Origin of the sequence: Phytoactinopolyspora mesophila (genome assembly GCF_010122465.1) — a bacterium.
Taxonomy (GTDB): domain Bacteria; phylum Actinomycetota; class Actinomycetes; order Jiangellales; family Jiangellaceae; genus Phytoactinopolyspora; species Phytoactinopolyspora mesophila.
This window is the reverse complement of the sequence record NZ_WLZY01000002.1, coordinates 736,336-755,362: the sequence shown is the minus strand read 5'-3', so window position 1 is coordinate 755,362 and position 19,027 is coordinate 736,336. Positions and strand designations below refer to the sequence as shown.

The 19,027-nt window shown below is 65.9% G+C and carries 17 protein-coding genes; 10 read left to right on the top strand and 7 right to left on the bottom strand.

Translation table 11 applies throughout. The annotated features are described in order from the left end of the window. The first annotated feature begins 48 nt into the window (after positions 1-48). The 7 genes from F7O44_RS09555 (at position 49) to F7O44_RS09525 (ending at position 9,129) form a co-directional block, all read left to right on the top strand. Complete coding sequence (locus F7O44_RS09555) at positions 49-681, top strand: DUF305 domain-containing protein (RefSeq protein ID WP_162449961.1); 633 nt, start codon at positions 49-51, stop codon at positions 679-681. Next, positions 678-1,544, top strand: a complete 867-nt coding sequence (locus tag F7O44_RS09550) for a F510_1955 family glycosylhydrolase (protein WP_222851217.1) — start codon at positions 678-680, stop codon at positions 1,542-1,544. Before F7O44_RS09555 ends, F7O44_RS09550 begins: the two co-directional genes overlap by 4 nt. Positions 1,545-1,881: 337 nt before the next feature. Next, positions 1,882-2,493 carry an NYN domain-containing protein gene (locus F7O44_RS09545; RefSeq protein WP_162449960.1) on the top strand — a complete coding sequence of 204 codons (612 nt, stop codon included), beginning with the start codon at positions 1,882-1,884 and terminating at the stop codon, positions 2,491-2,493. 85 nt (positions 2,494-2,578) lie between these two features. Then, positions 2,579-4,375 (top strand): N-acetylglutaminylglutamine amidotransferase, encoded by a 1,797-nt coding sequence (locus tag F7O44_RS09540; RefSeq protein ID WP_162449959.1) that lies wholly within the window; start codon positions 2,579-2,581, stop codon positions 4,373-4,375. A gap of 89 nt (positions 4,376-4,464) precedes the next feature. Then, a complete protein-coding gene (gene ngg, locus F7O44_RS09535) occupies positions 4,465-6,156 on the top strand; it encodes an N-acetylglutaminylglutamine synthetase (RefSeq protein WP_162449958.1) in 1,692 nt (563 codons plus the stop codon). Positions 6,157-6,331: 175 nt separating this feature from the next. After that, positions 6,332-7,852 carry a M48 family metallopeptidase gene (locus F7O44_RS09530; protein ID WP_162449957.1) on the top strand — a complete coding sequence of 507 codons (1,521 nt, stop codon included), beginning with the start codon at positions 6,332-6,334 and terminating at the stop codon, positions 7,850-7,852. 113 nt (positions 7,853-7,965) lie between these two features. Then, the gene (locus tag F7O44_RS09525) at positions 7,966-9,129 is read left to right on the top strand and encodes an osmoprotectant NAGGN system M42 family peptidase (protein WP_162449956.1); all 1,164 of its coding nucleotides are present in this window, start codon (positions 7,966-7,968) and stop codon (positions 9,127-9,129) included. A gap of 142 nt (positions 9,130-9,271) precedes the next feature. Here the strand turns inward: F7O44_RS09525 and F7O44_RS09520 are convergent, their stop codons facing one another. Beyond that, entirely contained in the window at positions 9,272-9,985 is a 714-nt protein-coding gene (locus F7O44_RS09520) for a 1-acyl-sn-glycerol-3-phosphate acyltransferase (protein WP_162449955.1), read from the bottom strand. A gap of 366 nt (positions 9,986-10,351) precedes the next feature. On the opposite strand from F7O44_RS09520, the gene F7O44_RS09515 reads away from it, so the two are divergent. Then, positions 10,352-10,876 (top strand): hypothetical protein, encoded by a 525-nt coding sequence (locus tag F7O44_RS09515; RefSeq protein ID WP_162449954.1) that lies wholly within the window; start codon positions 10,352-10,354, stop codon positions 10,874-10,876. Positions 10,877-10,909: 33 nt separating this feature from the next. Here F7O44_RS09515 and F7O44_RS09510 read toward each other — a convergent pair whose 3' ends face one another. The 4 genes from F7O44_RS09510 to F7O44_RS09495 are packed head-to-tail and all read right to left on the bottom strand — an operon-like array spanning position 10,910 to position 13,600. Then, complete coding sequence (locus F7O44_RS09510; RefSeq protein ID WP_162449953.1) at positions 10,910-11,701, bottom strand: endonuclease/exonuclease/phosphatase family protein; 792 nt, start codon at positions 11,699-11,701, stop codon at positions 10,910-10,912. Positions 11,702-11,707: 6 nt separating this feature from the next. Beyond that, entirely contained in the window at positions 11,708-12,661 is a 954-nt protein-coding gene (locus F7O44_RS09505; RefSeq protein WP_162449952.1) for an ROK family glucokinase, read from the bottom strand. Further along, entirely contained in the window at positions 12,658-13,104 is a 447-nt protein-coding gene (locus F7O44_RS09500; RefSeq protein ID WP_162449951.1) for an SRPBCC family protein, read from the bottom strand. The genes F7O44_RS09505 and F7O44_RS09500 overlap by 4 nt, the downstream gene beginning before the upstream one ends. Positions 13,105-13,147: 43 nt before the next feature. Further along, positions 13,148-13,600 carry a hypothetical protein gene (locus tag F7O44_RS09495; RefSeq protein WP_222851216.1) on the bottom strand — a complete coding sequence of 151 codons (453 nt, stop codon included), beginning with the start codon at positions 13,598-13,600 and terminating at the stop codon, positions 13,148-13,150. A 146-nt stretch (positions 13,601-13,746) separates the two neighbouring features. Between F7O44_RS09495 and F7O44_RS31710 the strand changes: the two genes are divergently transcribed. Both F7O44_RS31710 and F7O44_RS09485 read left to right on the top strand, forming a co-directional pair. Beyond that, positions 13,747-15,324 (top strand): histidine kinase, encoded by a 1,578-nt coding sequence (locus F7O44_RS31710; protein ID WP_162449950.1) that lies wholly within the window; start codon positions 13,747-13,749, stop codon positions 15,322-15,324. 18 nt (positions 15,325-15,342) lie between these two features. Continuing rightward, positions 15,343-15,966: a response regulator transcription factor gene (locus F7O44_RS09485; protein WP_162450092.1), complete on the top strand. Its 624-nt coding sequence runs from the start codon at positions 15,343-15,345 to the stop codon at positions 15,964-15,966. 459 nt (positions 15,967-16,425) lie between these two features. On the opposite strand, the gene F7O44_RS09480 is transcribed toward F7O44_RS09485, so the two are convergent. Beyond that, positions 16,426-17,556, bottom strand: a complete 1,131-nt coding sequence (locus tag F7O44_RS09480) for a glycosyltransferase family 4 protein (protein WP_162449949.1) — start codon at positions 17,554-17,556, stop codon at positions 16,426-16,428. 328 nt (positions 17,557-17,884) lie between these two features. Next, positions 17,885-18,928, bottom strand: a complete 1,044-nt coding sequence (locus F7O44_RS09475) for an NlpC/P60 family protein (protein ID WP_162449948.1) — start codon at positions 18,926-18,928, stop codon at positions 17,885-17,887. Positions 18,929-19,027: the final 99 nt, after the last annotated feature.

Here is a 19,027-nt window from a genome sequence, read left to right as displayed (position 1 = left end):
ACCGTCGCCAGGCAACCGCTCAACACCAGCAGAATCGAAGGACATCTAATGCGTAACAACAAACTCAGCACACCTACCAAGGCTGTGTCCGTCATCGCCGGGCTAGCCTTCACCGCCGCCGTCGGGCTCACCGCCTGCGGGAATGACGACGATGCCCTCGACGGCACCGCGAACGACAGCGCGACGAGCGGCGAAGAGGCAGGACACAACGCGGCCGACGTCGAGTTCGCCCAGGGCATGATCCCGCACCACGTCCAGGCCGTCGACATGTCGGAGCTCGTTCCGGAACGTAGCGACATGCCCGAACTACGCACGCTTGCCGATGAGATTCAGGCAGCTCAGCAGCCGGAGATCGATCAAATGACGGAGATGCTCGAGAGTTGGGGTGAGGACGTCCCGGACCCAGACGATCCACACGCCGGGCATGGCGACACCTCCGGCATGGAGGGCATGATGAGCGACGAGGAGATGGCAGCGCTCGAGAACGCCTCCGGCGCGGAATTCGACCGGATGTGGCTGACGATGATGATCGAGCATCATGAAGGCGCCATCAGCATGTCGGAAACTGTTCTCGCCGACGGTTCCGATGCCGAGGTCGAGGAGTTGGCGGCAGAGATCATCGAGGTCCAGCGGGAGGAGATCGACCTGATGCGCGATCTTCTCGAGGAGGTCCCATCGTGAACGCGCGACGCCGTCCGACGGGCCTGGCCGCCGCTGTCGCGGCCGGACTCCTCCTTGGCGGCTGCGGCGGCGACGACGATCACGACCATGATGAGTCGGCTTCCGGCCAATCCGCGGACGCCGCTGAGAGCGACTTCGGTCACATCCACGGGCTCGGTGTTGCCGACGACGTCCTCTACGTCGCCACCCACTACGGTTTGTTCACCGTTGCCGAGGACCAAGCCACAGAGGTGAGCGACGACGACCACGACTTCATGGGTTTCACCGTGGTCGACACCGACAGCTTCCTGGCCAGCGGCCATCCGAACAGCCGCACCGATCTGCCGGCCAATCTCGGGCTGCTCGAGAGCACCGACGGAGGCCAGACGTGGGACGAGGTATCGCTCATGGGTGAGGTCGACTTCCATGCGCTCGACGCCAAGCACGGCGTGGTCTACGGATTCGACAGCGCGACGGCTGAGCTCATGCGCAGTGATGACCATGAAGACTGGGAACGGCTGGGTCAACTCGCCATGGCCGACGTCGCCATCAGCCCCGAGGACGCCGAGTCGGTGATCGTCACCACCGAGGACGGGCCCGCGCTCAGCGCCGACGGCGGCGCCCAGTTCGACGTCCTCGACGACGCGCCCATCATCATGCTCATCGACTGGCCGCAACCCGACCAGCTCGTCGGCGTAGGGCCGGACGGGGCGGTTCATCGCAGCGCCGACGGAGGCGAAACCTGGGAAGCGGGCGCCGACCTGGATGAGCGTCCGCAGGCGATGACGGTTGCGCCGGACGGCGAGGTGTATGTGGCGCTGGGTCAGTCGATCGTCGTTTCCACCGACGGCGGCCAGACCTTCAGCGAGTTCTACACCTGGTGATCAGCTCGTGGCGGCGGTCCACGTGGCTCCGGCTACAAGGACCGCCACCGAGTCAAGCGCACTCTGGTATCGACAGTCGGGTTCATCGCGCCGAGCATCACCAAGCCCCCTGTCATACAAAAACGGCCCTCCGAAGAGGGCCGTCGGGCCACGCTCGCTGAAGCGTGGTGGGGTCTACGACCAGCGTAGGGCACCTCCGCAGAATGAGCAAGTCAAGTTGGGCAGTTTGGGTCAACTAGGCAATCAACCGGATCTGTCTAGAGCAACTAGACGCAAATACATGCAAGCTTGTCAGTCCTCGGTGTAACAATCATCGGCACAAGATCGAGGAGGGCAAGTGTCGGATCTCATCGTCTACGTGGATGGTTTCAACCTCTACCACGGCATCCACGAGAAATGGGGCCGGCGCTACCTCTGGCTTGATCTTGTCGCCCTTGCCCGGCTGCTGCGGCCGCGCGATCGCTTGGTGGCGGTGAAGTACTTCACCGCCAGCGTGCTCGACGACCCTGATGGCCAGGCCCGCCAAGACACATACATCAAGGCTCTCGCCAATAGCTACCCCGCAACGCTCGAGGTTGTCTATGGACGCTACCAGCGGAAACAAATGATGTGCCGCGTGTGCAGAATGAGTTGGACCAGTTATGAGGAGAAGGAAACAGACGTCAACATCTCTACCGCGCTCGTGGCCGACGCCGCCCGTCAAGCCATGACCACCGCGCTACTCATCAGCGCCGACAGTGATCTCGCTCCGGCAATCAGAACGGCTCAGTCCATCGACCCCGAACTCTTCGCCGTGGCCGCTTTCCCACCTCGTCGAACATCGGCACATCTGCGCGCACTTATGCCTGCCTCGTTCACCATCGGCGCAGGCCGTATCAAAGCCGCTCAACTGCCCGACGTCGTCACCGTGCCGGGTGCTACGTACAACCGTCCCGCGAAGTGGCGCTGAGGGATCGGAGGGAGCACCGATTCGACACGTCGCCGTTACCTGGTCACGTGTCACGGCCGGAAGGCGACGTGTAGGGTCAAATTACATGTGCGGACTCTCAGGCGAGTACACGTTCGACGGCCGCTCCGCTGATCTGGCGGCGGTGGCCCAGATGTGCGACGCGATGGTGGCGCGTGGCCCGGACGATTACGGGGCCTATGCCCACGGGTCACTGGCCCTCGGTCACCGACGGCTCTCCATCATCGACCTGACCTCGCACGGTCACCAACCCATGGTCGATGCCGAACTCGGCCTCACCATCGCTTTCAACGGCTGTATCTACAACTACAAAGAGTTGCGTGAGGACCTGGCCAAGGCCGGATACCGGTTCTTCTCGACGTCGGACACCGAGGTCATCGCGAAGGCCTACCATCGCTGGGGCGAGAACTTCGTCGACCATTTCAAGGGCATGTTCGCCGTCGCGATCCACGAACGCGACACCGGCCGGCTGATCCTCGCGCGCGACCGACTCGGCATCAAGCCGCTGTACTACTCCGAGACCAGCAGCCGGATCCGGTTCGCCAGCAGCCTCCCGGCGCTGGTGCGCTCCGGTGGGATCGACACCAGTATCGATCCAGTAGCGCTGCACCATTACCTGTCCTGGCACGCCGTCGTCCCGGCGCCGTACACCATCCTGCGCGGGGTCCGGAAGCTCCCGCCGGCCACGGTTCGCATCATCGAGCCGGACGGCACCAGCCGTGATCGCCTGTTCTGGGACCTGACCGCCACCCGCGACCCGGAGAAGTCCGGGTGGAGCGAGACTGACTGGGAAGAGGCGGTGCTCGAGTCGCTACGAGTTGCGGTCCGGCGGCGGCTGGTCGCCGACGTCCCGGTCGGCGTGCTGCTCTCCGGTGGCCTCGACTCGAGCCTCGTCGTCGGCCTGCTCGCCGAAGAAGGCCAGACCGGGCTCAACACCTTCAGCATCGGCTTCGATGCCGTGGGCGGCGAAGAGGGCGACGAGTTCAAGTACTCCGACGTCGTCGCACGCACCTTCGACACCGAGCACCACCAGATCCGCATCGGCACAGAGCGCATGCTGCCGGCGCTCGAAGACGCCATCCAGGCCATGAGCGAGCCGATGGTCAGCCACGACGCCGTCGCCTTCTTCTTGCTCAGCCAGGAAGTCAGTAAACACGTCAAAGTGGTGCAGTCCGGTCAGGGCGCCGACGAGGTGTTCGCCGGCTATCACTGGTACCCGCCGCTGGCCAACGTCGACCGCTCCAGGGCCGTGGAGATCTACGCCGAGGCGTTCTTCGACCGCGATCACGACGGGATGCGCCAGGTCGTTCGCCCCGAGCACCTGACCGACTCTCCGGTCAGCCTCGAGTACGTCACCGCGCACATGAAGCGGCCCGGCGCCGAGACCGCCGTCGACGCCGCGCTACGACTGGACACCCAGGTCATGTTGGTCGACGATCCAGTCAAACGTGTCGACAACATGACCATGGCGTGGGGCCTGGAAGCGCGTGTCCCGTTCCTCGACCACGAGCTGGTCGAACTCGCCGCACAGTGCCCGCCGGAGTACAAGCTCGCCCAGGAAGGTAAGGGCGTGCTCAAAGAGGCCGGGCGGCGCGTGCTGCCACACGACGTCATCGACCGCCCGAAGGGATACTTCCCGGTGCCGGCGCTCAAGTACCTGCGCGGCGCTTATCTCGACCGAGTGCGTGACGCCTTGCACTCGCCCGCGGCGCGCAACCGCGGCTTGTTCAACGATCAATACGTGGACACGCTGTTGGCTGACCCGAACGCCGAGCTGACACCGCTGCGCGGAAACCGGCTCTGGCAGCTCGGTCTGCTCGAAATGTGGCTCCAGACCCACCTCGGCGAGACAGGCACGCCGTGACCGATGCCCGCCGCCGAGGAACAAGCGAGCCACGGCGGCCGCTGTGGAGCCGGCCGTGGCAGGAGACGCCCGAGCACTTGGTGCGCGACATGCGGCGCGATGTCGCCATGGACTGCGGCTGGGGGCGGCTGTTGTTCGCGCAGACCTTCGACGACGACGACGAACTGATCAACCTCCTGCGGGCGGAGGAGGAAGGCCGCCGCGATATTGCCATGTACGTGCCCGATCCACACGTGCTGGTCTCGCGTGCCCCTGATGAGCTGTTCATCGACCCGTCCATGACCTACCGGCTGGAGCTGCACCGGTATCGCCCGCGTCGGGAACTGATCCCCGGCGTCGTCGTCAGCACGATGAGCGACGCGAGTGACGCCGAAGAGGTGAACCGCATCTACGCCGCCCGGCACATGGTTCCGGCCGACCCGGACCTGATGTGGTCCAACCAACGCACCCGCACATTCACCTACCTGGTCGCCAAGGACGAACACACCGGGGCGGTCATCGGGACCGTGACCGGGATCGACCACGTTCTGGCCTTCGACGACCCCGACCAGGGCACCAGCCTGTGGTGTCTCGCCGTGGACCCCCTGACGCCGGTTCCGGGGGTGGGCGAAGCGTTGGTGCGAGTTCTGGCCGAGCGGTATATCGGGCGCGGACGCGATCACCTCGACCTGTCGGTGATGCATGACAACGATCCGGCCATCCGGCTGTACAAGAAGCTCGGGTTCCGCCGGGTGCCGGTCTTCGCGGTCAAGCGGAAGAACATCATCAACGAGCCGTTGTTCGTGCCCGAGCCCGAGGCCGACCTGGCCGAGCTCAACCCCTACGCCACGATCATCGCCGACGAGGCCCGCCGCCGTGGCATCATCGTCGAGGTCCTGGATCCCGAATGGGGCGAGATGCGCCTGATCCACGGCGGGCGCAAGATCGTGACTCGCGAGTCGCTGTCGGAGCTGACCACGGCCGTCGCGATGAGCCGGTGCGACGACAAACGTATTACCCGCAAGATCTTCGAACGAGCTGGGTTGAGCGTTCCGCGTGGCCGCCTCGCCGACCACTCCCCCGCCGACGAAGAGTTCCTGTCCGAGGTCGGCGAACTCGTCGTGAAACCCGCCAGGGGCGAACAGGGCCGTGGCATCACCGTCGGTGTCGAAGACACCGAATCCCTGCGTCGAGCGGTGGAGCTTGCCCGCACCTATTGCCCCGACGTCCTCCTGGAGGAATGCGTGGAGGGTGAGGATCTGCGCATCGTCGTCATCGGGCACAATGTCGTCGCCGCGGCGGTGCGCCGTCCGGCCACCGTCATCGGCAATGGCCGGCTCACGATTGCCCAGCTGATCGAACGCCACAGCCGGCGACGCGCGGCCGCGACGGGCGGAGAGTCGACCATTCCTCTCGACGACATCACCGAAAACACCGTCAAGGCGGCCGGATACAGTCTCGACCACGTCCTGCCCGACGGGGAATCGCTGCGAGTACGGCGTACGGCGAACCTGCACACGGGCGGCACCATTCACGACGTCACGGGGCAATTGCATCCGGAACTGGCGGATGCGGCCGTCGCGGCCAGCAAGGCGATCGACATCCCGGTCACCGGGCTCGACATGATCGTTCCGTCGGTCGACGAGCCGGACTACGTGCTGATCGAGGCCAACGAACGCCCAGGACTCGCCAATCACGAACCGCAGCCGACGGCGGCGCGTTTCGTGGATCTGCTGTTCCCGGAGGCGCGGTCCACACCGCGCGCCTGGGAGCCGCCGCCTCCACCCGGACACTCCGCCTGAATGATCCGTCCAGCCTCAGCTGTCGTCGCCGGATGGCGTGACAGCTCAGCGCGCTGAGCACCTACGGTCAACGGAAGTCGACGGGCGGTCGGCCCCACCGCCGGACCGCTCGCTACAGGTGCAGCAAATGCTGCTAAACTCCTCAGCCTTCTGACTGACCAAGGAGCTAATACCTATGAGAACAACCCTCCGCGCTTTAGTCGCGGTGGCCCTGCTCGGTGGTTTCTACTTACTCGTTGGCCTCGTGGTGGCTGCCGCCGTCGTCATCGACGTCGCGCTGATCGTCCGCGGCGACGGCCAAGGCCTCCAAGCCGCCATCGCCATCACTCTGGTCGCTTTCGCGCTGATCCGCGCACTCGTCGTCGTATCCAGGCAGCAGATGGGCGAACCTCCCGGTATCCCGGTCAGCCCCGACGACGAGCCGGCGCTGTGGCAGACGGTGGACCAACTGGCCGAGCAGGTCCAGACCGCACCACCGGATGAGATCCGCATCGTCGGCGACGTCAACGCGGCCGTCAGCGAGGACACCAAATTCCTCGGCCTGAAGGCGACCCGACGGCGCATGTACATCGGCATGCCCCTGCTGACCACCATGACCGTGGATGAGATGCGCTCCATACTCGGACATGAGCTCGGGCACTACAGCGGCTCGCACACCCGCCTCGGCGCCCCCGTCTACCGGGGCCGCACATCGCTGGTCGCCACCGTCCAGGGTCTCGACAATCACCCGCTCGTCCGGAAGATATTTGTCGGTTACGCCAAGTTCTTCTTCCGCGTTTCGCAGTCGGTATCCCGGCGGCAGGAGCTGGAGGCCGACGAGCACTCGGTGGCCATCGCGGGCCGCGCCGCGGCATCGAGCGCGCTGCGTAAGGTTCATGGTCTCGCGCCCGCGTGGGGCTACTTCATCGAGAACTACGCCCGTCTCATCGGTCCCGCGAACGCCCGTCCGGCAGACATGTTCGGCGGCTTCCACTCTCTGGTCAGCGATCCCGTGCGGCAGCGTGAGATGGCCGCGATGATCTCAGAAGAACGGGAGCATTCGCCGTATGACTCCCATCCATCGCTGCCCGATCGACTGGCCAACATCGAGCGTCAACCCGACCGGCAGATCGAGCCGGATGAGCGCCCTGCCATCGTTCTGCTGCGCGATCCGAGCAGCGCGACGCAGAAGGCCACCGAATGGTTCCTGAGCGAGGAAGCCCTGGCGATGCCGACGGCCTCCTGGGAGGACATCGTCGCTCGCGGCATGTATGTGGTGAGCAATCGCAACCCCGCCGCCGACCTCGCCTTGCTCGGGCAGCGTCTGACCGGCGCACCGCATCCGTATCTCGACACCGCCTTCGAGGCCATGCTGCGCGGCCAGTCCGAAGAGCTGCGCGCGGCCCTGGTCAACGTCGAAGGCTGGCCGGACGACGCTCGGCTGCTGGACCACGTGATTGCCCGGGCGCTGGAGGCAGCATTGATCGAGCACGGCTCTGCCTACTGGGCGCTGTCGTGGTCCTCGCAGCCCAGACTGCTCGACCTCAATGGGCAGGAACTCAAGCTCGACGACTTCGCGGCGGCCATCGTGGCCGATCCAGCCTCCCAGGTGCCCGCTGTGCGGGACTGGCTGACCCGCAGCGGCATCGGTTCCGACTACACACCGCAGTACTCGCTGGATCCAGCCAGGTCCGCTGACGCGCAGCCAACCGCCTAAGCACCAACCCCCGGTGATCATGAACACTACGTGACCATATTCGTCACTTAGTGTTCATGATCACCGGGGCAGGCGGTCGTCGTCCGGGGAAAGCGCTGTGCGAACCTTGGGTCATGGACCGCCTCGAGATCGACGATGAATATTTGCGCGAAGTCCTCATGGAACTGTTGCGCACGCCCAGCCCGTCCGGCCGAACCGACGCCGTCATGCAGATCATCGGTGACCGTCTCTCTGACCTGGGGGTACCGATTCAGGTCACCCGCCGCGGCGTGCTGCGGGCCACGATCAACGGAGACACCGACGACACCACGCGGGCTATCGTCGTACACGCGGACACGATCGGCTGCATGGTGAAGCGGCTGAAAGAGAACGGCCGGCTCGAGGTCGTCCCCATCGGGACGCACAGCGCCCGCTTCGCCGAGGGCGCGCACGTCACGGTGTTCGTCGACGACCTCACCCGTTTCCATACCGGCACGGTGCTACCGCTGAAGTCCAGCGGCCACAACTTCGGCGAAGACGTCGACACCCAGGGCGTCGGGTGGCATCAGGTGGAGATCCGGCTCGACGAGGTAGTCGAAAGCCGTGAGGACGTTGCCGCGCTCGGCATTCAGGTCGGTGACTTCGTCGCGCTTGACGCCGCCCCGCAGATCACCCCCAACGGCTTCGTCAAGTCCCGGCACCTGGACGACAAAGCCGGCGTTGCGGCCTGTTTGGCCGCCGTCAAGGCATTGGTGGAGCACAGTGCCCCGTTGCCGGTCACCGCCTACCTCCTGGTGACGATCGGCGAGGAAGTGGGCATGGGCGCCACCCACGGGCTGGACGACCGCGTCGCGGAACTTGTCGCGGTCGACAATGCCGTCGTCAGCCTGGGACAGGAGTCACGCGAAGACACGGTCAACGTCGGCATGCTCGACTCCACGGGGCCGTTCGACTACCACCTCACCCGGAACCTGATCGGGCTGTGTGAAGAGAACGACCTTCCTTACCGGCGTGATGTCTACCGCTACTACCGGTCTGACGCCGCTCCCGCGATCGAGTCAGGTATGGAATGCCGCACCGCCCTGATCGGGTTCGGCGTGGAGTCGAGCCACGGGCACGAGCGCACCCACATCGACGGGATCCGGCGCATCGCGGAACTACTGACCGTATACCTGTCCAGCCCGCTCACGTTCCGCGAATGGGACGAGGAACCGACCGGGAAGCTCGAAGACTTCCCCAGCCACAGCGTACAGCCGGCGGAGCCAGAGCCCGAGCACACGCCGGGCCGGCACGGCTGACCTGGCACCCACCGCCCGCTGCCCCCCGAACGCTGCCTAGATGATCATGTTTGGTGGGTTTTCTCGTGCGCCGCCATGCCTGCAGTCATGGTGAGGCACGAGAAAACCCACCAAACATGATCATCTAGGCGGAGCCGGGCAGTCAGTCGTCGCCGGGCGACTTCTTGTCGCGTTGTTCGGCGGCCAGCTTCGCCTTCACACTCGCGGCGTAGGCGTCGACGTACTCCTGGCCGGACAGCTCCATGAGGGCGTACATGATCTCGTCCGTGACGGCCCGCAGCACGTAGCGGTCGGCCTCGAGCCCTTCGTACCGGCTGAAATCGAGCGGCTTGCCGAAACGTACCCCTGGACGCATCCGCTTCGGGATGAGCTGGCCGGCCGGCTGCATCTCTGCGGTGCCGATCATCGCCACCGGGATCACCGGGACCTTCGCTGCCAGCGCCAGGCGGGCCGCTCCGGTCTTGCCCCGGTACAGCCGGCCGTCGGGCGAACGTGTCCCCTCTGGATACAGGCCGAGCAGCTCGCCCTCCTCCAGCACCTTCAGCGCGCTTCGCATGGCTTGCTCGCTGGCACGTCCACCGGAGCGATCCACCGGAAGATTGCCGGTGCGCGAGAAGAAGAAGCGCTTGAACCAGCCCTTCACACCCGTTTCGGTGAAATAGTCGCTCTTGGCCCAGAACGTCACCTTACGAGGTAGGAGCAATGGCATGAAGAACGAATCGACCACGGTGAGGTGATTACCAGCCAGAATGGCTGGCCCTTCGGTGGGGACGTTCTCGGTGCCCTCTGCCCACGGGCGGTAATAGACACGCAGAAGAGGACCCAGCAGTACCTTCTTGAGCAGCCAATAGAGCACGTCGGAACACTACAACGAGAATGCCCCCGTACGCTCGGGCCACCCGTACCTGGGCGCGTCACGGTTCACCTGGCCGAGGCTGCACTTGCCTTACCCACCTGGTCAGAGTCCGTTGCTGAGAACCTTGCCAAATCGGCGCGCGGGCCATTCGCAGCTTCGATCCGGCAACACGTACAAAGAAGTGTGGTTTGCGTCCCACACAGCGGTGCGGGTAGGCACATAGGCCGCGTTCCGTGGGACGATAGTGGCCATGCGTGCGGCTACGCGGCCGGCCCATGATCGAGCCCAGACAAAGCCGGTACACCCAAGCAGGAAGCTCCACGGCTGCCTCGCTGTTATACGGGACGAAGGGGGTGCGCCTTACCGATGAGCGGCGAACGCGACGACGAAAAGACGTGGGCCGAACTGGTCGATGCCTTCAATGCCGACCCCGAGCCCCGCGACGGCGTTACGCGATGGCCGGCGGCCGAGAACGTCGAACAGGATGATCTCCCCGACCAGCATGAGGACGATCCCTACGGCGAGATGCCCGACCCCTACGCCCGCACACCGCGTATCCCCGGGAATCTCCCCCATGAGGAAACCCCCGAAGGCGGTCGTGTTGCCGCGTCGTCGGCCGACGGAACGGCGGAGCCCTACACCTCCGAAGACGACCATTTCGTCCCGCCGAACCCGCCGCCCATTCCTCGCGGAGATCGCGCCACCCGATGGGCTTGGACCGGTATGGCCGGCGCGCCGTCCGTGCTGCTGCTCTCCAGCGTGCTGAACTGGACGCCGTCAAACGAGGTCATGCTCGTTCTGGTGGGCGGATTCGTCGCGGGTTTCGTGACCTTGATCGGTCGGATGCGGGGCCGCAACCCGCACGATCCTGACAACGGGGCGGTCGTCTAGAAGTTCGTGGCCGTCGTCAGCGCGCCGCGGCGATCACCCGAACGCCGCGGGGCGACTGGACGACGGCAGCAGCAGATCAGCGACCACTGGCCGATGGTCGCTGGCGGCGGCCACCAGTGGCGAATCCAGCACGCTGTACGACGCCACCTCGACCGGGCCTCGCGTGAACACCCCATCGATCCGGTGCCGTGGCTGAGCTGTGGAGAACGTCGGCGTCGGGTCGTCGGCGCCCGCGTCAACGTATTGCCCAGCGATTCGTGTCCATGTCATCGCGCTCGGCGTCTCGTTCATGTCCCCGGCGATGATCACGACCGGGTCTTCCGCCCGCGACGCCGCCTGGCCGGAACGCTCGCCGCCCCGCGTCCCTGCACCTTCGACCGAACGAGTCATCTGCTTGATCAGACCACTGATATCGGTGAAATGCCGGGCTCGTTCGGCAGCATCCAAACCCAGGTGGACCGAGGCAACGCCGAATCGGGCCGGGCCCTTTCCGAGCGTCGCGAGCACCGTTCCCCGGCGATGCAGGCCAGGCGTGCGCCGTAGCCGGTGCTCCCGCAGATCGTGCACGTCTACCCGCACAGCCGTCATCAACCCCGTGCCACCGGTGTTTCCTCCGCCACCGGCGTACAGCAGGTGGGCGCGGCGCGCCAGGGCCGCGCAGCGCCCGCGCCAGGCGAGCCATCGGGGCATTTCCTGTAGGCACACGACATCGGGGTCAAGCTCCCGGAGGATCTGCGCCACGGCGCCGGCATCGTCTCGCAGACCGCGGACGTTGTAGGACACCAGCCGGACGCGGACCGCCGAACCGTCAGTGAAGTCAGACATGGCGTATCAGAGCCGCCCTAGGTCCGCCGCTCCGACGATTCCGGCGTCGTTGCCGAGAGTCGCCAGCCGGATCGTGGCGTGTGGCAGCTGGCTACCACCGGTGACGTTGCGGCGCATCGCTTCCTCGGCCGGCTTCAGCAGGAGGTCTCCGGCATCACCCACGCCGCCTCCGATGACAAACGCGGCGGGATCGAAGATAGCGGTGAAGGAGCCCATAGCGGCCCCCAGCCAGGTGCCGACCTCAGTGATGAGATGCCTCGCCAGCACGTCACCTTCATTGGCCGCCGCGGTGACCATGGGGCCGGTGATCGCGTCCGGATCACCTCCGGCCAACTCCAGAAGCAGGGCGGCCGAGCCCGGCACCGCCACCGCGGCGCTGGTGGCCGCCGCTCGCGCGTTCCGGACCAGGGCGGTGCCGCTCGCGTAGGCCTCTAGACAGCCACGCAGGCCACAGCCACACAGTTGTCCGTCCGGTACCAGCCGGACATGACCGAGCTCCCCGGAGAAGCCGTGTGAACCCCGGTACAACTCGCCACCGAGCACCAGTGCGCCGCCCACGCCGGTGCCGATCGTCAGAAGCACCATGTCGTTCACATCGGCCGCGGCGCCGAAGCGGAACTCCGCCCAGGCGGCCGCGTTGGCGTCGTTCTCGACCACCACCGGCATTCCGGTGGCGGTAGCCACCTGATCACGTAGTTCGAGGTCTCGCCACGCGAGATTGGGAGCGAAGAAGACCCGGGACCGCCCGGCGTCGACGAAACCGGGAGCCCCTACGCCTACGACGTCGACGTCAAAGTCGGCGGCCAGCTCCCGGGTGACCTCCACGATCGCCTCGACGATGGCCGGCGAATCCTTCGACGGGGTGTCACGCCGTGTCCTGGCGAGAATCTCGCCCTTCTCATCAACGACGCCCGCGGCGATCTTGGTGCCGCCGACGTCGATGCCAATGCTCTGCCTCACTCCCCAGACCCGCTCTCCACGCGCTTCTTCAACTCTTTCAACGCCGTATCGATGATGACCTTCTCCGCCTTGCGCTTCATCATGCCCAGCAGAGGGATGGATACATCGACCGTGAGCTGGTAGGTGACCTCCGTACCGTTGTCGCCCTCGACCAGGCGATACGAGCCTTCGAGCTGCTTGATCAGCGTGCCCTCCACGAGGCTCCACCGGACCTCGTGGTTGTTGTCCCACTCGTAGGTCAGCGTGTAGGTGTCCTTGACCGGTCCCGCGTCGAGCACGAATTTCGCCTCACCGGGCCGGCCGTCGTCGTCGTACACCGTCAGCACTTCAACCTGCCGTACCGATGCCGTCCATTCCGGGTAGGCCTCGAGGTCGGCGATGACCGCCATGACGTCCGCTGCTGGGGCGGCAACGGTGATGCTGGACGTGGTCTGCGCAGCCATGCGGATAACCATAGAGTGCCTGGCCGGCAACGGCCTAGCTGGGTTACCTACTGGCCGCCGGCGGCGCCGGCCGGCGGCTCATTTTCGAGGGACGGGCGTGACCAGCCATCCGACCAGCATCCAGCTCATCCTTCAGCGCATGGATGTGGCGCTTGAACGACGCCACATAACGCTCGCGGATCCTTGTCGGATCCGGGGGACGACGCCAGCGGAGTCCGGTGTCAGGGGCGGCCGGTTCCGCTCGCAAGAACCAATGGACGATCACGCCATCGTGCCAAGGTTCCAGCCAGATCTCGGCGGTGCCGACCAGTTCGCCCCGCACCGTCCATCGGGTGCCAAGCCGTCCGCGGTCCTCGACGACGGTGAGCTGCAGCCGCGGCCACCATCGTCGCCACAGGCCGGGGTCGGCGAGCACCGCCGCCAAGGCCGAACGGTCGGCGACGACAAAAGTCTCGTCCATGATGTCGACGGACGGGCGGCGCGAGTCCGTGCTCAAGGTCGTCTCACCGGCGCCATCCGGCAGCTCCTCCTCGCGGGCTTATCTGGATGACCCACTCGTATCAACTAGTGACGCCCAACAATATCTGGCCGGACCGTGCTCAACACGCCACATTCGGAGCCGATAAGGCACACTTATCCGCTGTGAGCGTTCTTACGTCCGACCCCGCGGTGGCACAGCGTCATTGGCGGGCGCTCGCGGTCGCGCGGCCCGGTGTCCTTGCCCTGGTGGTTGCCCTGACAGGCTCGGCCAGCAGCCTGACCGAAGCCTGGTGGTGGCTCAGTGCCCTGGCGCTCGTAGCGTTGGCCGCGGCCATCGCGGAACGCGCGTTGCCGCCGTCCCGGCTGCGCGCCGCCGGCGAAATGGCGCTCGCCTCGATCGTCATCGGCCTCGGATTCCCGGAGGCCTACCTCGCGCTGCCATACCTTCTGCTGCCGGCGTTCGCCGGCGGCCTCACCGGCGGCGCGGGCGGAGCGATTCTCGCCACCATCATCGCCGCACTCGGGATGGCCGCGGGCGACATCTTGGCGCGCAACGCGCTGCTCGACCTCAGCTCCGCCAGCAGCCTCGCCGCGTGGCTGGCGATTGTCTTCGTCACCGGCGCCATCGGCGCCTGGCTACTGCGCCAGGAGAACGTCCACGTCGCCGACGGCGAACGCTACGCCGCCGCCTACCGGCTCCTTTCCGAGCTGCGCGTAGTGTCCCGGCGGCTGTCCGGTGGCCTCGATCCCATGACACTTGCCGAGGGGATCTTGGACAACGTAGCCGCCCGGATGGACGTACGAAGAGCCGCGCTGCTGGTCCGCCGCGAAGGCGGCGTCCTGTTTCCACTAGCCCGCCGTGGAGACGACGACGGCTGGCTCGTGGGAGCCGAACACGATCCCGTTGTGCTCGACGCCTGGACCAACGAGGTGCCTGCCTGGGCGCCGGCCGGCCGGCGCGGGCATCGCGTCGTCCTCCCGCTCCGGGTCGGGTCGCGGACCATCGGCGCCGTCGTCGCGGATGTTCCCGAACAGGCATCCCCTGACGAACTCACCGAGCTGGCCCGGTCGACCGACGAGGGCGCGGTACGGCTCGAAACGGCCCTGCTCTTCGACGAAGTGCGCGAGCTCGCCACCCGTGAGGAGCGGCAACGCCTCGCCCGGGAGATCCACGACGGCATCGCCCAGGAGCTGGCCTCGATGGGCTATCTCGTCGACGATCTCCTCGCCCGCACGACGAGCGCCGACACCGCGTCTCTGGCCACCACCCTGCGGCGGGAGCTGACCCGGATCGTCACCGAGCTGCGGCATTCGGTCTTCGACCTGCGTAGCGATCTGGACCGCGAAACCGGCCTGGGCGAGACCCTCTCCGGATACGCCCGCCAGGTCGGCGCGCAAGCACGACTCAAGGTACACCTGGTCAATCAAGAAGGTCAGGAACGTCTTCGCCCCGAAGTCGAGGCCGAATTGCTGCGAATTGGCCAAGAAGCCATCACCAACGTGCGTAAGCATGCAAAAGCCCGTAATCTGTGGGTCACCGTCAGTGTTAATCCGCCATCAGCACACATTCGCGTCGCCGACGACGGCACGGGAATGCGGGACCGCCCGAGCGACCGCTACGGGCTCGACATCATGGCTGAGCGCGCCAGGCGCATCGGAGCAACATTGGTGATCGAAGATGCACCTGAAGGGGGTACCGTCGTTGGCGTATCCCTGGGACCAGACAATGAAGAGGGGTAATCCGTGCCAGTGACGGTCATGCTCGTTGACGATCATGAGCTCATCCGGCAAGGGCTTCGCCGTGCGTTCGAGCGCGACGCCGAGTTCCAAGTAGTTGGCGAGGCAGGATCAGTCGCCGAGGCTCGACGTCTCGCCGAGACGGTACAGCCGGACGTAGCGGTACTTGACGTCAGGCTGCCGGACGGCAGCGGCTTGGATCTGGCACAGGCGCTGCGCTCCGCGCGCCCCGAGGTCGGTCTCGTCATCCTCACCATGTACGCCGGCGACGACCAGCTGTTCGCCGCGCTCGACGCCGGAGCGTCGGCGTTCGTGCCCAAAAGCGCGCCCAGCGACGACGTCGTCGCCGCGGCGAGGCACGCCGCCGCCAAGCCGTCGTCGTTCATCGCCGCCGACCTAGCCGAGGCGATGCATCGCAAGCTCAACCCGACCGGACCGCAACTGACCCGCCGCGAACGGGAAGTCCTCGGGCTGCTAGCTGAAGGGCTCGGCGTGTCCAGCATCGCCCGCAAGCTTTACATCAGCGAGTCCACCACCAAGACACACGTATCCAAGCTCTACGACAAACTCGGTGCCGGGAACCGCGCGCAGGCGATCATGGCGGCAGTGCGGGCCGGCTTGCTCGACAACACGACGGAGCCGTAGGGGCGTGTGTGGGCGCGGGAGGGATTCGCTTCCGAGGGTGGCCTGAGACGATCCGCCCTTGCCCGCGAAAGCTCCTCCGTCGCTTTCGATGCCCACCGCACCATGGACGGATCGTCTCAGGCCACCCTCTCGTTGCGCTCTTTTCTCACCTCCCGCCTACACCCGCGCTTCGGGCTCGGTCGCCTTTTCGAGCGCCGGCACCGCGGAAACAGCACAACGGGGTGACGGAGATGCCCACCGCACCATGGACGGGTCTTCTGAGCCCACACACTCCTCTCTCTGTTTCCCACCCCCACTCGCGCACTTGGGCTCGGTCGCCTTTTCGAGCGCCGGCACCGCGGAAACAGCACAACACCCATCCGGTGATCGTGAGCGGGATTCTGCCGTCCACCCGCCCGAGTTGGTGCAATTTGGGCGAGTTATGACGACCGGAATCCGCTCACGATCACCGGGTGGATTTCACAGGGTGAGGAGCTTACGGAGGGTCTCCATGGAGGCTTCCCACGCCCACTCGCGGTTCACCCACTCGCGACCCTTCATGCCGAGCTCGTTCGCGTACTCTCGATCCGCCAGCAGCGGCGTAGCTCGCCGTGCGATGGTCAACGGGCTGAGCGGGTCCACCACATAACCTGTCTCACCATGCCGGACAGTTTCCGGAGCACCACCGCTGTCACCCACCAGGACGGGCCGCCCGGCCGCCTGGGACTCCAGGAAGACGATCCCGAGTGCCTCGGGTTCAAGACCGCCCAGTCGGGTCCGGCACGGTACGGCGAAGACGTCAGCCGCGTCGAACCACTCGGGCGCCTCCGACCACGGCACCGCGCCGGCGAATAGGACACTGTGCTCCAGCCTGTGCTGCCGGACCAGCCGCTCCAGCCGACGACGATTCGGCCCGTCGCCCACGAGCAGCAAGAGTGCATCAGGCACCGATGCCAGAATCATTGGCATGGCGCGGATCAGCATGTCCTGGCCTTTGCGCGGCACAAAACGAGAGACCGACAGCAACACCGGACGCTCTGGCTCAATCCCGAGCCGTTGACGGACCCGATCGCCGCCGGCCCCGGGCCGGAATACACCGGTGTCGACGCCGGGCGCAAGCCGCACCATCCGGTCCGCGGCCTCCGGCGACAACGCATTCATGATTCGGCGCCGGCAGAACCCAGAGACATAGGTCAAGGTGTCGCACGAGTCGCCTATCTTGCGTAACGCCAGCCGCGCGGGGGGCACCTTGGCCCACCACGTCTCGTGCCCATGGGTGAGTCCGACGATCCGCTCCGCTCCCGAGTCTCGCAGCCTGTCCGCGAGCAAGCCGAGCGGGGCCGCGGCCCCGAAGAGCACCGACGTGCAGCCGTAGTCACGCATCACCGCTGCTGTACGCTTCGCCACCTCACGGGTCGGTAGCAGCACGGAGGATCGATCCCGCAGGACGGGATATCGAAGATTCTCGTCGAACTCGCGGTGACCGGGCATAGACGCCGTGTAGACGACCACTTCTTCCGAGGGCAGCCGATCGCACAGTGCATACACAAAGGACTCGATGCCGCCCTGGCGGGTCGGGAAGTCGTTGGTCACGACAAGAGTGCGAGACATTAACGAGAGCTTGCCATAGAAGACCAACCAGACTGCGACGTTCGGCTCAAGAGGTCGCGCGAATAGGGGCTGCGGGTAGTGTGCGGGACCGGGCCGGTGAGGGACAGCACCTCGTGGCCGGTCGCGCTGGGCTGGCGCGTGGACCGCCCAGAACGTGCGCCCGAAGGAAATCCAGGCGCACGAACCCGGCCATTCCCCGTTGTTCGGTAGGCCTCTGAGAGACCTAGATGCCTGACCGAGGGGGCACGTTCATCTGGCGTCCACATGCCGCCGTCATTACCCGTTTCCCACTTCGGAAAACAGTCCTGCCACCCTCGGGGTGACAGCCTCAGCCTGGACGGCTGGCACCTGCGAACGGCATCTGATCCACCGGGCTCACCTTAACCACGTCACCTGGGCGGGTGGCGTGCACGATCTGGCCGTTGCCGATGTAGATGCCGACGTGGCTGATCGGGCTGTAGTAGAACACGAGGTCACCTGGCTGGAGCTGGCTCCGGGAAACCCTGGTGCCGACGTTGATCTGTGAACCCGAGGACCGTGGCAACGAAACGCCCGCCTGACGCCAGGCCATCATCGTCAGACCCGAGCAGTCCCACGAGCTGGGCCCAGAGGCACCCCACTGGTATGGATCGCCGCGTTGTGCCATCGCGAAGTCGACAACCGCCTGGGCATTGCCACTCGGCGGGGGATCATCTGTTTCGCCGTCGTCGGTGTCGCCGTCGTCGGTGTCGCCGTCGTCGGCGTCGCCATTGCGGTCGTCGTCACCACCGCGACTTGGGTCCTCGGCGGCTTCTTCACGCTGCCGACGTTCTTCTTCTTCGCGCTGGCGACGCTCCTCTTCGAGGCGCTCGCGCTCTTCCTCTTCCAGCTCATCGAGGATGGCCTCGGCCTCTGCCAACGCGTCCTCGATGGCCGCCTTCTCGGCCTCGATCTCTTCTTCGATGGCTGTTCGGCGGGCAAGTTCTTCGTCCGCGGCGAGCTTCACCTGCTCCAGCTCGCGGCTTTCATGCGCGACGGTAGTGACCTGGTCTGCCTGCTGGCGGGCGTAGGCGTCAAGCACCGAGGCGTGAGCGAGATAGCCGACAGGGTCGTCGGACAGGAGTGTTCGAATGGTCGGGTCGATACCGCCTGTTTGATACGTGGCGGCGGCGTATCCCGCCATATCGGCGAGCGCCCTCGCGACTCGCTCTTCCTGCTTGGCGATGGCGCCCTCGGCACGCTCCAGCCGCCGCTCGACTTCCTCGAGCTTCTCTCCGGCAAGGTGGTAACGCTCAGTGGCCTTCGTGACTTTCGAATTGAGCTCGTCGACCTTCTCCCCTGCTTCCTCGAGAGTCGGCCTCGGGTCGGCATACCCGACCTGGACCAGCCCCACGCCCGCCGCGACCACAACGGTCGCTGCACAGAGCGCTATGAAACCTCGAGGGGACTTACGCGATCGACTACTGTGCTCAGGCACACTGATCCTTCCGTT

Coding starts and splice junctions, on each gene's coding strand:
- F7O44_RS09555 (WP_162449961.1), top strand. CDS start 49: ATGCGTAACAACAAACTCAGCACACCTACCAAGGCTGTGTCCGTCATC.
- F7O44_RS09540 (WP_162449959.1), top strand. CDS start 2,579: ATGTGCGGACTCTCAGGCGAGTACACGTTCGACGGCCGCTCCGCTGAT.
- ngg (WP_162449958.1), top strand. CDS start 4,465: ATGCGGCGCGATGTCGCCATGGACTGCGGCTGGGGGCGGCTGTTGTTC.
- F7O44_RS09530 (WP_162449957.1), top strand. CDS start 6,332: ATGAGAACAACCCTCCGCGCTTTAGTCGCGGTGGCCCTGCTCGGTGGT.
- F7O44_RS09525 (WP_162449956.1), top strand. CDS start 7,966: ATGGACCGCCTCGAGATCGACGATGAATATTTGCGCGAAGTCCTCATG.
- F7O44_RS09515 (WP_162449954.1), top strand. CDS start 10,352: ATGAGCGGCGAACGCGACGACGAAAAGACGTGGGCCGAACTGGTCGAT.
- F7O44_RS09510 (WP_162449953.1), bottom strand. CDS start 11,701: ATGTCTGACTTCACTGACGGTTCGGCGGTCCGCGTCCGGCTGGTGTCC.
- F7O44_RS09500 (WP_162449951.1), bottom strand. CDS start 13,104: ATGGCTGCGCAGACCACGTCCAGCATCACCGTTGCCGCCCCAGCAGCG.
- F7O44_RS09485 (WP_162450092.1), top strand. CDS start 15,343: ATGCTCGTTGACGATCATGAGCTCATCCGGCAAGGGCTTCGCCGTGCG.
- F7O44_RS09480 (WP_162449949.1), bottom strand. CDS start 17,556: ATGTCTCGCACTCTTGTCGTGACCAACGACTTCCCGACCCGCCAGGGC.